The sequence below is a fragment of the Streptomyces cupreus genome (genome assembly GCF_014257025.1).
Classification (GTDB): Bacteria; Actinomycetota; Actinomycetes; order Streptomycetales; family Streptomycetaceae; genus Streptomyces; species Streptomyces cupreus.
In genome coordinates this window covers 1-13,198 of record NZ_JACMSF010000108.1, presented here as the reverse complement: position 1 = coordinate 13,198, position 13,198 = coordinate 1, and the positions used below count along the sequence as shown (strand labels likewise).

The window sequence follows — 13,198 nt, the reverse complement described above, 5'->3', positions numbered from 1 at the left end:
GCTCCACGTCCAGGACGTTGCGGGGCGGCCATCGGTTTCCCGCCCGTAGGGAGGCAGGTTGTGCGATGCGAGGGCAGGGGTGAGCTGCCGACGGGTGTGACACCTCATTTCGGCCATCGGCTTCGGATCGGTGCCGTCAAGGGAGCGTACGGATGGCCTGGCAATGCTCACTACGCATGTTGATGAGGCTTCACAATCCGTCAGGACGGCGGCGTACCGCGCCTGGGTAGGAATCGGGTGGGGTTCTGTCGCAGGAAGGCGAGGTTGGCATGGGTGGGAACGCGGGCGTCAGGGTTCACTATGCGCGCCTTGGTGACGTGATGCCACATCATCCAACGGACGTGACGGGCGAGGAGGTCGACGCGATCCGTGACCTGTACTGCGTGGCCAGCCGGGACATCGCCGAGCGGCACCGGGGTGACTGGCGCTGGAGGCTCTCCGTGTACGCGCCGGCCGTCGACGTGGAACGCTGGCACGCGGCTCTGGAGGAGATCCAGCGGGCCATGGAGACGGTGGACGAGGAGGAAGGCCAGGCCCATCGTCATCTGCGCTGGATTCCCGGGGTGTTGCCCCGGACCCTATGGAAGATCCGCCACGCTCGGCGGAACCGGAAGTTGCGCATCGACTACGACGCCACCATGGAACGCCTGCGCTACGACGTGCTCACCGCCTACCGGAACTACCGCGAGCAGGCGGGCGACCTGACGCGGTTGGTCACGGCCGCGCGTGAGGACGAGGATCGCAGGTTGCGCGCGCTCCAGGAGCGGACGGAGCGGGAGGACCGCGAGCGGGAGGTGCAGGAGCGGACGAAGCGGGCCGCGGTGATGGCTGACGCTCCCGGGCGGCCGGTCTGGGGGTGCAGGGTGCGCCCGCGCAAGAGGACGGAGGATCAGTACTTCGAGATCTTTCTGCAGGCCATCGACGACGTAGGGGATACCAGGGGCGGTTCGGTGCGGACGGGGCTCACCCCCGAGCAGGTGCAGGCCGCGCTCGCCGAGGAACGCTCGCGGGACATGTACATCGCGGTCATGTGGTCCCACAACACCCGTCGGGCGCTGGAGGAGTGGCACGACAGCGGCAGTGCGGAAGAGGCCTGGCGAGAGCTCACCGGCGTGCTGGTCGACACGTTGCCACGGATCACCGAGCAGCGGCGCTCGCAAAAGCGCTTCTACGGCCCGTCCAGCAACTACTCCAGTCCCGGCGGGTTCGGAACCCACTGACAGCTCGTGTGCGGTAGCGACTCGTGGGTGCGGCGGCAGGGAAGAGCCCCACCGCCACACCCGCGATCGTTAAAGACACCCCCAACCGGGGAATTCCGCTCGCCCTGCGCGATTCGGAGGGCTCGATAATGCCGTGACCAACGGTTTTGTCACTCAAGGTTCTTTGGCACGCGCTCATGGTTCGGTGTCACAGGACAACCGCGCTCACTCGGCGCTCAACTAGCCAACTGAAGCGCTCAGTCACACTGCTGCGTCGGCTGGGCCGCGGCGAAGAGGCCACGGCCGCCTACCAGCGGGCAGCCGCCCTGGCGCAAACCGACGCGGAGCGGAACTTCCTCAGGCTCCGAGGCTGCACCGCAGGTTAAGCACACCGCCTGTCGCGGTCACACAGTCGGTCCCACTGCTTGGCCTCAGGCGCCCGTCTGGCAAGCGGACCGGCTTGGCGGTGTTGCCGACGATCCGCCCGGCGGTGCTTGGCCGGGCGGCAACAGGACGTCGATCTTCTTCGAGGAAGACCGCGGTCACGAAGCCCTGACCGCAAACGTTGTGGCTGGTGTCTGAGCCCGGGGTCCAGGGCAAACCGGCTGGGCCAGTGGAGGCGCTCATTAGCGCCCATGACGCCCAGGGCACACCGACTGTCGCCCGCGAGTTGCGCCCAGTGGCGTGGGCCGCAAGGCCCCGTTCCGGGTCGCCCGTGATGGTCTGCCCGGTTATGTTCCTTCGGGCTGCCCCCTTTTTTTTGCCGGGCCTTCTCCGTCTCGTCGGCAGTCCTGTCCAGGTCGGTGAGCGTGTCGGGTCGCGGTGTAATCCGGTGGCGTCGTGGTAGGCCCGGATGGTGTTTGGAGTTCACGCTGACTGGGACAGGTCCACTTCACCCCGCCTCGCGGCTTCCGCGGTCGGGCCCTCCGGCTGGGCCTCGAGGACACCGGTGTCCCGCCGCTGCTGGAAAGTGTTGTGGATGGTCGGCCGGGCACCGAGCTTCGCCGGCATCTGCCGCCATGTGCCTGCCCGTCCGGAACCGTCAGATCATGCCCTCGGACTGCTGCCGCAGCCGCTGGGGCACGGGTCCGTGCCTACCAATCTGCAGGTACGGCCCGATGAACACCCACTCCGCATCCGTAAGTTGCCTCCGCGTCACGCAAAGCGGTCTGGCGGACTCGGGCCGGGCTACGAGAGCAAAACCCACAGATTGATCACGGCCTGCCGCCGGAGAGGGTGTCGAGAGTCATGTAGGCCAGCAGGGCCACGCCGTTGAGCCCGCAGAAGAGGATGAATGCTCCCAGGGTGATGGTGAAGCGCCGCATGAACGGCGCCTGCGGCACGAGCACGTCCGACGGGTCCTGGGGGTTGTAGCTGGCCCGGACGTACGGTTGGAAGCTCAGGTGGGAGAGGGCGCGGGTCGTGCCGGCGGTGTCCGTGTAGGGATACATCCCCGGCCTGTTGGCCTGCGACGCGACGATGGTGATGCCGTGCTTGAGCAGGCGCCGCTCGCGGTTCCACGTCCACTCGCAGTACACGCCGGCCCCGAGGCTCGCGGTCGTGATGAATCCGATCGGCACGATGGCGATGGCGAGGCCCGCGACCTTCGCGATCCCGGCGGTCACGCACAGGGCGACAACCACTGCGAGGCAGCCGAACACGAACCACTTGAGCCTACGCAGGAACCCTCTGGCGCCGGGTCTTGGCGAAGGTGCGCGGGCCGCCCGCGCGCGCCGCCGTCGGTCTTCTCGGTCGGTTCGGGCAGCAGCGCGTTCACCGCGTCGGCGAAGGCGGTGGCGGCGGCCTCGCTCACGTCCTCGATCCGGTGGACGGACGGCGTGGCCCCCAAAGGGGCCCTCAGCTCGACCGTGACGCTCCGCGCCTTGGCGTGGACTCGGGCGATCGCCTCGGCGGGGATCGTCAGCTCTTCGCCGGAGCGTTCGAGGACCAGCCCCTCCTGCTCGGCGCTCAGGACGGTGCCGTCGCGGCCCTGCAGGACGGGTATGGGTGACATGATCGACATGAACGGGATCGTACGGACAGGGCCGTCAGCCCGTGAAGCCCCATCGGAGCTGCCTCGCTGGCCTCCGCCTGCGTGCCCTCGATGATCTGGATCAAAGTCCTCACCTGGAGAAACCCTTGATCGCAACCAGATACGCGGCCTGGATCCGGCGGACAGGTACCGCCTGACGGCACGAAAGTCCGCGGCCTGGCACAGGTGGAAGCCCGGGACACCAGCGGGGCGATGGCCGCTGGCCTGCGAACCGCCCGGTGCACCGGTCACCGTGAACGGGGCACCCGCGCGGTCGGCGGGCACCGGCACCGTGTAGGAGCGCACCGCTGCGTCCGGGTACTGCGCCGCCACTGTCACCGGCCATCCACCGCCGGCGCGCTGCGCACCGCCGTCACCGACTCCGGCGCCGGTTGCGTATCCGCGGCCGGGTCGGGCAGGCCGACGTCCGGGCCCATCGACTGCGCACGACGGGCCTGCGCATGCGCGGCATCGTCGGTGCTGCTGCGCAGCCGTGCGCCGGTGAACAGCTGCGCATGGCCGGCCGGGTCGGCGGCCACTGCCGTGGTGGGCGCCGTGGATGGCTTGGCGGGGGCAGCGGTCTCGAGGGTGGTCGGGGTGGAGGTGACGGCGAGGCCCAGGGCGAGGGGGCGGGCCGCGGTGACGGTCCGCACGGCGATGCGGGTGGGGCGTACGCGGTGCCGCATCGCCTCCAGCGGGGCGCCGGCCGCCATCGGAGCAGCAGCGTCGCTGTGCGGGGCGTGCTTGCCCGGGGACGTGGTTGAACTCCCGGGTCAGGAAGGGTGGTTGCTGACCTTGAGACGACCTGGCGGTGCCGACCCGACCACCGACCACCAGCTGCCGACCACGGTCACGATGGGGACACGAAGTCCGTGGTCGGGGTCATGGTCTGGGTTCGACCACAGGCCCGACCACGGGTCAGCGGCGCGCGGGCGCCCGCTCACCCTGTCCGTCCGGGGCCCTTGGGCCGACGACTGCTGTGCTCTCGTCGGGCGCGGCCGGCGGACCGGCAGGCGGGTGCATGCCGGGGTCCGTCGGGGGCCGCGGCAGAGTCTGCGCTGGGCGGCACCCGAACCTGTGCAGGAGAAAGCCGCGAACCCGTCGGTCCAAGTGCGCAGCCGCTGCGTGAACCCCGGCTGCGCACGAACCTCGGCCGGTTGCGCAGGCCCGTTGCGCACCCCCCGGTCGCGCGATGCGCAACTGTGTTGGCGGGGTTGGGGGTTGGGTACGGGGGCGTTCTCTTGCGTACCTAGGCGGCTGGCCGCCGGGATGAAGCCCAGCTGGCGGGAGTGGCCGGCCGCGGAGTGGGAGAACGGGGCTGGCCGCGCGCGGTTGGGTGGAGGACCAGCGGTGGGTGCCGGCCCGGATCTCCGCACAGTGATCGCGCGGCGCGTTGATGTCCGTTTCGGCACGGTGCGGACCTGGCGCATCCTGCACCGGATGGGCTTCACGGTGCCGTTCCCGGCGGGCCGGGCCGCTGAACGGGACGAGGACGCCGTGACCGGCTGGACCAAGGAGAGCTGGCCCCGGGTGGAAAGAGGTGAGGGACCAGGGCCGTGTGGCTGTGTTTCGCGGACGCGTCGGGCCTGCTGCTCCGGCCACCTGCGTAATGGACCGGCATCGGCCGGCAGATCACTCGCGCCGGCGGCTGACGGTGCCGGTTCGTGGGCGGCGCCTTCTGTGCGAAGACGGTCCGCGTAAGATCACCGCTCGAGGGAGTGGTGGCATGACCATGAGGAACTGCCGGTGGTGCGCGGCGATCGCTTCGGCACTGCTGCTGGCCGGCTGTGGCGGTGGCGCGCAGAGCGACAGCGGCAACGGCGAGGCGGTGGCGCTCACGAAGGAACACGTACGCAGGACGTTGCCGGATGGCGAGGCCATGACGGGCTGGAAGGAGTCCGCTCGGCCCACGGCCGTTGAGATGGACAAGCTCTACCGTTCGCAGGCCTGCCCCATCAAGGACAACGCGGGCTGCGAGAACTCCCGCTTCTACGGCGCCTCGACCTTCCGGCACGACGACAGCGCCGCCGCCGTCACCTTTCTGATCATCGCCTACGACAGCGAACAGGCCGCCCGTCAGGCGTACGACGTGCTCTGGGACGGCTACTACGGCAAGAGGGCGGGACAGAGGGCCAAGACGTTCGACATCGGCCCGATCGGTGACGAGCGCGATGCTCGATTCGGTTCCTCCGGCTTTGGCGGCGAGCCCGGAGCGGTGACCCAGACCCGGGTCGGCACGGCGCTGCTGTGGACCGAGGCGGCTTCCGCGGACAAGGGCGGCATCGACGAGGACGGAGTCCGGGACCTGGCCACGGTGCTCGCCGAGCGGGCCCGGCAGGCCCAGAACGGGGACGCACCTTCCGCCGCGCTCGACGGCTGACCGGGCGGCCAGGCCGGGACCCGCCCCGCTGCTGGAGAGCAGAGGAGCTAATCCACCCGAACGTGGTCCCGCTGCACGAGCCCTCACAGCACAGAGCTGGTCCCGATGCGGTCAAACGCCCTGCGTCAGGGCAGACTGAGGGCGTTCTTGGTCTGGCTGCGCCCAGGATCACGAGATCGTCTCCGCTGGAGGCGGCCTGCCGGACCGGGGCGCCGAGTGTGGCATGGGCGCCCCAGGGCCGTACGCCTTGGCGGTGGCGAGTTCGGTGCCGTGTGCGGCGCCGGTGACGCGATGTCGGCGCCGCGCATGTCGATGGCGGGGCATCTCATGCGCTCAACCCCTGCCGGTGAGTGGGGTGGATGACGGTGTAGTCGCGGGGGTCGAAGCGTGCCACCTGTGTGCGGAGCCGGTCGGTGGACCAGGGCCAGCTGAAGCTGTTGCGGCCGTTGGCGTCGAGATAGTAGCTGCGGCATCCGCCGGTGTTGTAGACGGTGCCCGCGAGGGCGGCCTGCAGTTCGGTGTTGTAGGCGGTCTGCACGTCGCGGCGTACCTCGACCGAGGCCCACCCCTGGGCGCGTGTTGAGCGGATCGCGCCGAAGACGAGATCGAGCTGGGCTTCGAGGATGGTGAACGCGGAGCTGTGTCCGGTGCCCAGGCCGGGACCGAGGAGCAGAAACGCGTTGGGGAACCCGGCGGTGACGGTGCCGAGGTAGGCCTCGGGTGAGCCCTGCCAGTGGTCGGCGAGGGACCGTCCGGCGCTGTCGTGGATGAGGTTCGACAGGGGCATGTCGAGGATGTGAAAGCCCGTGCCGAGGATGATCGCGTCCACTTCGGCGCTGCTGCCGTCGGCGCCGAGCACGGCGGGGCCGTCGATCGTGCGGACGGCGCAGGCGTGCAGGTCCACATTCGGGCGGGTCAGGGCCGGGTAGTAGTGGTTGGAGAACAGGATGCGCTTGCAGCCGATGGTGTAGCCGGGGGTCAGCTTGCGGCGCAGTTCACGGTCGCGGATGGTGGCGCGCAGGTGTGCGCGTGCCATGGCCTGTACGCCGCGCAGCAGTGAGGGCCTGCGGAATCCGCGGCCGAGCATCTCCATGGCCCGGTACTCCACCGCGGCCAGTGCGGCCCGGGCGCCGGGCACGTGCCGCATCACCCACCGCTCGGCCTTCGGTATGCGATGGTCCGGCTTGGGCAGCACCCACTGGGCAGTGCGCTGGAACAGGTGGAGCCGGTCGGCCTGGGCGGCGATGGCCGGGACGAACTGCACGGCCGATGCCCCGGTTCCGAGCACCGCGACCCGCTTGCCGCGCAGGTCGTAGTCGTGGTTCCAGCGCGCGGAGTGGAAGACCTCGCCGGGAAACGCCGCAAGGCCCGGGATATCGGGGATGACAGGCTCGTTCCACGGCCCGGCCCCGGCGATCAGGAACCGGGCGGTGTACTCGCCGGCACTGGTGCGGATCCGCCACCGTGCCGCGTCGGGCTGCCAGTGCGCCTCGGTCATGCGCACGCCGAACCGGGTGTGCTCGCGCAGCCGGTGCCGGGCGGCGACCCCTTTCACGTAGGCGAGGATCTCGCTCTGATGCGCGTACACCCTCGTCCAGTCCGGATTCGGCGCGAACGAGTAGCTGTAGAGCCGGGACGGCACATCGCATTGGCAGCCCGGATAGGTGTTGGCCCGCCAGGTGCCGCCGAAGTCGTCGGCGGCCTCGATGATCAGGAAGTCCCGGATCTGGGCCTGGCGCAACCTGACTCCCGCGCCGACCCCGGAGATCCCGGCGCCGATGACGATGACCTCGAAATGGGCGCTCATGCCGTGGTGCTCCTGTCGACGGCTCGCTGGACACGGTCGGGGGCGGTACGTAGGGAGACGTCGAGGGTGGCCGGGCGGCGGGCGACGTCCATGAAGTTGAAGCCCATGACGGCCAGTTCCTCGGCGCCGGGCTCGATCCGCACGACGCGGGTCCCCGCCGCCCGAAGCAGGTGTTGCTCCGCGTCGAGAGTGCGGGTCATCCAGCGCCTGGCAACGCGTTCCAGGCGGCTCAGCCCGGTGGCGGGGGCGCCCCCGGACGTCGCCATCGGGGCGACGATCACCACCTCGTCCAGGCCGAGCGGGGCAACGAGGTCGGCCGACGTCGGCGACACCATCCCGCCGTCGAGGTAGGCGCGCCCTTCGATCCGTACGGGAGGGAACCAGCCAGGGATCGCCCACGACGCGGCCATCGCGCTGCCGATGTCGGCGACGGGCGCGTCGGGCGAACCGAACGCCACCCGGCTGCCGGAGCGCGTCTCGGTCGCCACCAGCCACGTACCTGACGAGTCAAGCCACGTGTGGCCGCCTGCCAGCGCGGCGCCGAAGCCCCGCAGCCACCCCGCATCCCCCCGGCCGCGCGGCAGGAGGCCGAGCAGCCCCGACCCGAGCGGGACACGACCGCGGACGGCCGCCGCCGTCAGCCCGGCGCCCGGCAGTCCCGGCCACGGAACCGGTGGCAGGGCGCCCGGGTGCGCGCCGACGTGCCGCAGGAGCAGCGGGTCCGCGTCGGGGCGGCCCTGCAGTGCCGCGAGCAGGTCGCGGACCGACCGGCCGGACCCGAGCGCGGACACGATCTCCGCCCCCGCCGACGTCCCCACCAGCACCTGTGCCGTGCGGGCATCCCAGTCCAGCTGCTCCTCGACCGCGGCCAGCGCCGCAACCGCCCATGCGAAGCCGAGGGTGCCGCCGCACCCGACGACCAGCCCGCGTCGTTGACACCCCGCCATAGATTCTCCCAGTATTTGGATTCCATGGGAATCCGAAAGCTAGCGGTATCCTCCCCGCGTGGCAAGACTGACCCGGGCCGAGAGCCAGGCCCGCACCCGCGAACACGTCCTCGACACCGCGTACACGCTCTTCCTGGACGACGGCTTCACGGCCACGTCCATGGAGCGTGTCGCCGAGGCGGCGGGCTACTCGAAGGGGGCGGTGTACTCCAACTTCGCCACCAAGAACGAGCTGTGCCTGGCCGTGCTCGACCGCATCGCCACAGAACAGGTGACCCAGCTGGCCGCCGCGATGGGCACAGCGCCCCGCTTCGAGGACCGGATCGCGGGATTCTCCCGCTGGGCCGACGAGACCATCGGCGACAGCTCGTGGACCTCGCTGGAAGTCGAGTTCGCCACCGCCAACCGCCACGACAGGCAGGTGTGCGAGCAGCTCGCCCAGCGTCGGCGCGCCGTCACTGACGCGCTCGCGGACCTGATCCGGGCGCAGGCGGACGAACTCGGCGTCACGCCTGCCCTGCCCGCCGACACCGCCGCCCTGACCCTGCTCAGTCTCGGCATCGGGCTCGGCGTCCAGCGCGCCTTCGACCCGACCGTCCCCGTGCAGCCCATCGTCGACCTTCTGCGCAGCGTCATGAGCGGGCGCCCATGAGGGCACCCATGCTGCTGCGCCCGCGGTAAGGGCACCCGGCCGGAAGGGGCGGCTCGCAGGCGAGCGGCGCGGGCACGCCGCTCACGGAGCCGTCGCCGACCCGCAACCCCTGCGGACAGCCTTCGGCGCACCGCACAGTGGGGCTCGCGGCACAGCCAGTGGCCGCGGTGGAGCCCACGCGGCAGATCATGGCCGAGCTGGGCCTGGTCGCGCGGAAGGTGCGCAGACGGCGGGGGCTGACCCGCCCGGGGAAGCGGCCGGCCGCCCCGGACTTCGTGCGCCGCGACGTCACCGCCGAGACACCCGACCTGGTCTGGTGCGGGGACATGACGGAGATCGAAACCGGTGAGGGCAGGCTGTACTTGGCCACGGTCATCGACCTGTTCTCCCGGCGTCTGCTGGGCTACGCGATGGGGGCACGCCACGATGCCGAACTGGTCGTCGCTGCCCTGCACATGGCCGCGACGACCCGTGGCGGAGTCCGGTCAGAACCTGTTCCGGCGGGCCCGGACCCGGCAGATCCTCGAGCACCTCGCCGGCACGTATCGCGAACGCTTGCGCACGGTGGTGGCCCAGCTTCTGGAGTCCGGCCGAATCCGTTCCCACCTGCACGATGTGGTCATCGCTGTCCTCGGACAACTCGACGCCACCCGGGCCGACTGGCAGGCCCTCGAAGCTGTCGCCTGGGGAAGGCTCCCGTGGCCCGCAAGGTCCGCGGCCTGCTTGCCCAGCCGCAATGGTTCGATGCCGCTGACCACGACCAGAACGGGGAACGCCGGCTGAGCATGCCGCAGACCTCCGATGCGGCAGTGCGGGAGCTGCTGGTTGCTGCGGGCCACCGCCCCCGGCGCACAGTGGAACTGGTACGGCCCTACGTGGGCACCACCCCGCAGTGGGGGCAGCGACTCCTGGGGCTCGTTGAGCGGGCCCTGACCCCCGACCTGGCCGACCTTGCAGTCGACCTCATCGATAACGGCCATGCAGACGAGGCCCGCGGACCGATCGCCGTGAACAGCGGCTCCTGGTCCTTGCTGTACAGCCTGTCCGAGACCGCCCCGGTCCCCGCCGCCCGTCTCGTCGGTGCATATCTGCGCCGCCACCCGGTACTCCCAGCCGTAGATCGTGATCTTGTGACTGGGCCCTCCGGCCGGCCGCTTCGGTGATCATCCTGTTGTCCTTCGCAAGGCGCACCGAGCACGGTCTGAACCGGGTAGTTCAGGCCGTGCTCGGTGCGTGTTCCTGTGGCTCAGTCCTCGCGTATGACCATGCGCAGGTGGGTGGCGAAGACGTCGGGGGTCTCGACAAATCCGGTGTGGCCGCCGGGGAACGTCGTCGGCTCGGTGCCCAGCGACTGAGCGAGCGCGCGGGAGGTTCGGTCGCAGAGCTGTCCGGCGGAGTCGTCGCCGATGCCCACCAGGATGCGGGTGGCCGCCGCGCGCAGGGCTGCCGGGTCAGGCTGCCAGTAGGTGGAAGCACGCATCTCGTGCGCGAACCAGCGGCGCTCGTCCGCCACTTGCTGCGGCTCGCGCTGCCCGCCGAACATCTGCTCTATCAAGGGCTCGGGCATCGTGATGTCGGCCTGGGCGAAGAACTTCTTCCAGGCCCCCGTCACGTCGCCGGCGAGGTAGGTGGCGATGAGGTCCTCGGTTCCGGCGCGCAGTTGCTCCCGGTCCTTCAGGAGCTCGATCAGTGGTGGCTCGTGGGCGACGACGGTGTGCACCTGGTCGGGATGGGTCTGGGCGAGGGCCAGCACGCTGACGGCGCCGCCGCTGGAGCCCACTGCGATGGCTGGTCCCGCGTCGACGTGGGCGATCAGCCGGGACAGGTCGTCGGCGCGCAGTTGGGGTGTCGAGTCCTGGTCGGGGTCGTCGAGCTTGCTGCGGTTGATGCCGCGTGGGTCGGTGGTGAGCACGGTGTGGTCGGTGGCGAGCAGTTCGGCCAGCGGGGCGAAGGCTGCAGCGTCCATCGGGGCACCGGCCAGCACGATGAGAGGACCCTCGCCGCGCACTTCGTAGTGCAGGCGTGCGCCGGGCACCTTGAGGGAACCGACGGCAGCGGTGTCAGTCGGGTGAGTGGTCATGCGTTCTCCGGATGAGGCTGTGATGGGTCTGTCGATGAGCTAGACCGCCCGGGTGGTGCAAACTCATCGCTCGCAGATCGCGGCCAACTGCGAAGCACGGGGCAGTGGCCGACCAATGTGCTCAGTGACGGATCTTCATGTCTGGTTCGCAGCTTGTCGGCGGTAGTGGCCGGCCCGGGCCTGGTGGCGGCGTCGCCAGGCGGACCAGCCGAGCCGGTGGGCCGCGTCGTGCACGGGCCGGGCGACGAGCGTCGTGAACAGTTTCTGGATCTCGTTGCAGGTGAGAGGGATCAGTCCGTCCGGGGAGGGATGGCGGGCGTGTTCGACGGCGCGGACGACGGCGAGGAAGGGGTGGGCGAGCATGGCCAGGGTCACCCAGCGAGACCACGAAGAAGTCACGAGGATGTGTCGGGGCACGCCGACTTCGTGCGCGGCACGGTGCACCAGAGCCAGGTCGATGATCCGTGTGCGGCGTTCCAGCCGGGAGACGGTGGCCGGCGAGCAGCCGATCCGGTCCCCAAGCACGGCCAGCGTCCAGGCGCGGTGCTGGCGTCCGAGCCGGATCAGGGCGCCGGGGCGCCGCTGCGCGGCTAACTCCAGCGCCGTCGTGCTGTTCCAGAGGGGGTCAACGGGCACACGTCCCTCCCACACCGCACAGACTGGGGGGCCTCCACGCTAGAGGCACTGGCCGGGCGCGTCGAGGCCACGTGCACGACGTGCAAACGCCGTGCACGGCAAGAGAGTTGATCACTGTTCAGCCGGTCGTCACGGTGTGCTGGGTGCACCGCCCCGATCCGCGGGGCACCGTCCATCGGAGGCGCACCATGGCAACCGCTGTTGCATCCCCCTGGCCGCCGACCCGGCGACCGGCCCGGTCCGCTCCGCACGCGACGTCGTGCCGGCCGAGCTGTGGGACAAGCAGGTCGGGCTCCTCATGCGGGACTACCCCTACGACTCGGTCATGGCCGCCCGAGTCCTCGGCCAGGGGTACGCGTACCTGCTGACCGCGATGAACCATCGGGGCGAGTCGCTGGGACTGGCGCCCAGCAAGCTCGTCGACATCGGCGTCCACACGATCATCCTCGACACCGTGGCGTACGCTGAGCTGTGCGAGAAGTTCAACGGCGGACATTTCCTGCACCACGTGCCCAAGATCGACATCAAGAACGACGGCTCCGTGATGAAGACAGCGCACATCGTCACGGCCGACGGCTGGGAGATCGACCTGCCGCTGTGGGCGGACGCTGCCGAGTGCGGCCCGTGCCACCCCGGCAACGACTCCCACTGACCGTTCACAGCGCGGGCTCCTCGTGGCCCGGCCGCCCCGGCCGGGCCACGAGGAGCCCGCCCAGGTGACATTCCGCCGAACCCGCCCGCCACCGAGCCCTCACCGCCAGGATGGGGCGGGTGACCACCAGCACCGCAGACCTCTGGCACCACTACGGCCGCGCCCGCGCCAGCACGGACCGCGCCGTTCCCGGCACCTTCTTCTGGAACTGGGGGCAGGACGCCGGTCCCGGCCCGGAGGTCCTGGGCGATGTGACCGGCCGCTGTGTGGGCGACCTCGGCGCCGGAGCAGCCCGGCACGCCGCGCACCTGGCGGTACATCACCAGCCCGCCCGGGTCCTCGCCGTCGACGCGTCACCGGCTCAACACGCCATGGCAACCGACCTGTACGCCCACCTCGCGCCGCGCCTGCGCATCGTGCAGTCCGACGCCGTGCCCCATCTGCATGCGATGACCGGCACGTACGACGTGCTGTACAGCGTCTTCGGGGCCGTGGACTTCACCGACCCGCGTGAGCTGCTGCCGGCGGTGGCCGCCGCGCTCAAGCCGGGCGGGCGACTGGTGTACTCCACTCTCGCCCACTATTTGAACCGGGCGCCTGCCCAGCCCGATGCGGTGGCCGCCGACGTCCCGGCGAAAACACCGGACGGCGAGGCGACAACGATGCGTCGCTGGGTCCTCCAGGAGCACGTGTGGGCCACGCTGCTCGACGAAGCCGGATTCACCAACATCATCACCGACGTGCTGCCCGCCACCGCCGATGGGCCGCGCACCGCTGACACGCTGCTGGTGAGCGCCTACCACCCGTCCTAGA

At 70.5% G+C, this 13,198-nt stretch carries 13 protein-coding genes and 3 pseudogenes; 8 read left to right on the top strand and 8 right to left on the bottom strand.

Translation table 11 applies throughout. From position 1 onward, the window contains the following. Window positions 1–341 precede the first annotated feature (341 nt). On the top strand, window positions 342–1,220 hold the full coding sequence (locus H4N64_RS42585; protein ID WP_186287993.1) for a hypothetical protein: 879 nt from the start codon (window positions 342–344) through the stop codon (window positions 1,218–1,220). A 1,193-nt stretch (window positions 1,221–2,413) separates the two neighbouring features. Here the strand turns inward: H4N64_RS42585 and H4N64_RS42580 are convergent. The 3 genes from H4N64_RS42580 to H4N64_RS42570 form a co-directional block, all read right to left on the bottom strand. Then, window positions 2,414–2,824: a hypothetical protein gene (locus H4N64_RS42580; RefSeq protein ID WP_186287992.1), complete on the bottom strand. Its 411-nt coding sequence runs from the start codon at window positions 2,822–2,824 to the stop codon at window positions 2,414–2,416. After that, the gene (locus H4N64_RS42575; RefSeq protein ID WP_186287991.1) at window positions 2,821–3,222 is read right to left on the bottom strand and encodes a hypothetical protein; all 402 of its coding nucleotides are present in this window, start codon (window positions 3,220–3,222) and stop codon (window positions 2,821–2,823) included. Before H4N64_RS42575 ends, H4N64_RS42580 begins: the two co-directional genes overlap by 4 nt. A 344-nt stretch (window positions 3,223–3,566) precedes the next feature. Beyond that, a complete protein-coding gene (locus tag H4N64_RS42570) occupies window positions 3,567–3,944 on the bottom strand; it encodes a hypothetical protein (RefSeq protein ID WP_186287990.1) in 378 nt (125 codons plus the stop codon). On the opposite strand from H4N64_RS42570, the gene H4N64_RS47095 reads away from it, so the two are divergent. Beyond that, window positions 3,889–4,932, top strand: coding sequence for a helix-turn-helix domain-containing protein (locus H4N64_RS47095; protein WP_418896341.1), 1,044 nt, complete (start codon window positions 3,889–3,891; stop codon window positions 4,930–4,932). The two genes, H4N64_RS42570 and H4N64_RS47095, sit on opposite strands and share 56 nt — an antisense overlap. A 25-nt stretch (window positions 4,933–4,957) precedes the next feature. Then, entirely contained in the window at window positions 4,958–5,611 is a 654-nt protein-coding gene (locus H4N64_RS42560; protein ID WP_186287988.1) for a hypothetical protein, read from the top strand. A gap of 325 nt (window positions 5,612–5,936) precedes the next feature. On the opposite strand, the gene H4N64_RS42555 is transcribed toward H4N64_RS42560, so the two are convergent. Both H4N64_RS42555 and H4N64_RS42550 read right to left on the bottom strand, forming a co-directional pair. Further along, a complete protein-coding gene (locus H4N64_RS42555) occupies window positions 5,937–7,418 on the bottom strand; it encodes a flavin-containing monooxygenase (RefSeq protein WP_186287987.1) in 1,482 nt (493 codons plus the stop codon). Further along, on the bottom strand, window positions 7,415–8,365 hold the full coding sequence (locus tag H4N64_RS42550; protein WP_186287986.1) for a patatin-like phospholipase family protein: 951 nt from the start codon (window positions 8,363–8,365) through the stop codon (window positions 7,415–7,417). The genes H4N64_RS42555 and H4N64_RS42550 overlap by 4 nt, the downstream gene beginning before the upstream one ends. Window positions 8,366–8,423: 58 nt before the next feature. On the opposite strand from H4N64_RS42550, the gene H4N64_RS42545 reads away from it, so the two are divergent. The 3 genes and pseudogenes from H4N64_RS42545 (at window position 8,424) to H4N64_RS46095 (ending at window position 10,180) form a co-directional block, all read left to right on the top strand. After that, window positions 8,424–9,017 carry a TetR family transcriptional regulator gene (locus H4N64_RS42545; RefSeq protein WP_186287985.1) on the top strand — a complete coding sequence of 198 codons (594 nt, stop codon included), beginning with the start codon at window positions 8,424–8,426 and terminating at the stop codon, window positions 9,015–9,017. A 326-nt stretch (window positions 9,018–9,343) separates the two neighbouring features. Then, window positions 9,344–9,442: pseudogene (locus H4N64_RS47090) on the top strand (hypothetical protein); the annotation flags it as partial. Between the two features lie 273 nt (window positions 9,443–9,715). Next, on the top strand, window positions 9,716–10,180 hold the full coding sequence (locus tag H4N64_RS46095; protein ID WP_260860343.1) for a hypothetical protein: 465 nt from the start codon (window positions 9,716–9,718) through the stop codon (window positions 10,178–10,180). Window positions 10,181–10,263: 83 nt separating this feature from the next. Here H4N64_RS46095 and H4N64_RS42530 read toward each other — a convergent pair whose 3' ends face one another. The 3 genes and pseudogenes from H4N64_RS42530 to H4N64_RS42520 form a co-directional block, all read right to left on the bottom strand. Further along, on the bottom strand, window positions 10,264–11,097 hold the full coding sequence (locus H4N64_RS42530) for an alpha/beta fold hydrolase (RefSeq protein ID WP_186287983.1): 834 nt from the start codon (window positions 11,095–11,097) through the stop codon (window positions 10,264–10,266). Window positions 11,098–11,232: 135 nt separating this feature from the next. Next, window positions 11,233–11,487 (bottom strand): annotated as a pseudogene (locus H4N64_RS42525) (IS701 family transposase); the annotation flags it as partial. A 30-nt stretch (window positions 11,488–11,517) separates the two neighbouring features. Beyond that, window positions 11,518–11,733 (bottom strand): annotated as a pseudogene (locus tag H4N64_RS42520) (helix-turn-helix domain-containing protein); the annotation flags it as partial. 259 nt (window positions 11,734–11,992) lie between these two features. Between H4N64_RS42520 and H4N64_RS42515 the strand changes: the two are divergent. Together H4N64_RS42515 and H4N64_RS42510 are read left to right on the top strand one after the other, a co-directional pair. Further along, window positions 11,993–12,385, top strand: a complete 393-nt coding sequence (locus H4N64_RS42515; RefSeq protein ID WP_186287982.1) for a glycine-rich domain-containing protein — start codon at window positions 11,993–11,995, stop codon at window positions 12,383–12,385. A gap of 110 nt (window positions 12,386–12,495) precedes the next feature. Next, window positions 12,496–13,197, top strand: a complete 702-nt coding sequence (locus H4N64_RS42510; protein WP_186287981.1) for a class I SAM-dependent methyltransferase — start codon at window positions 12,496–12,498, stop codon at window positions 13,195–13,197. Window position 13,198: the final 1 nt, after the last annotated feature.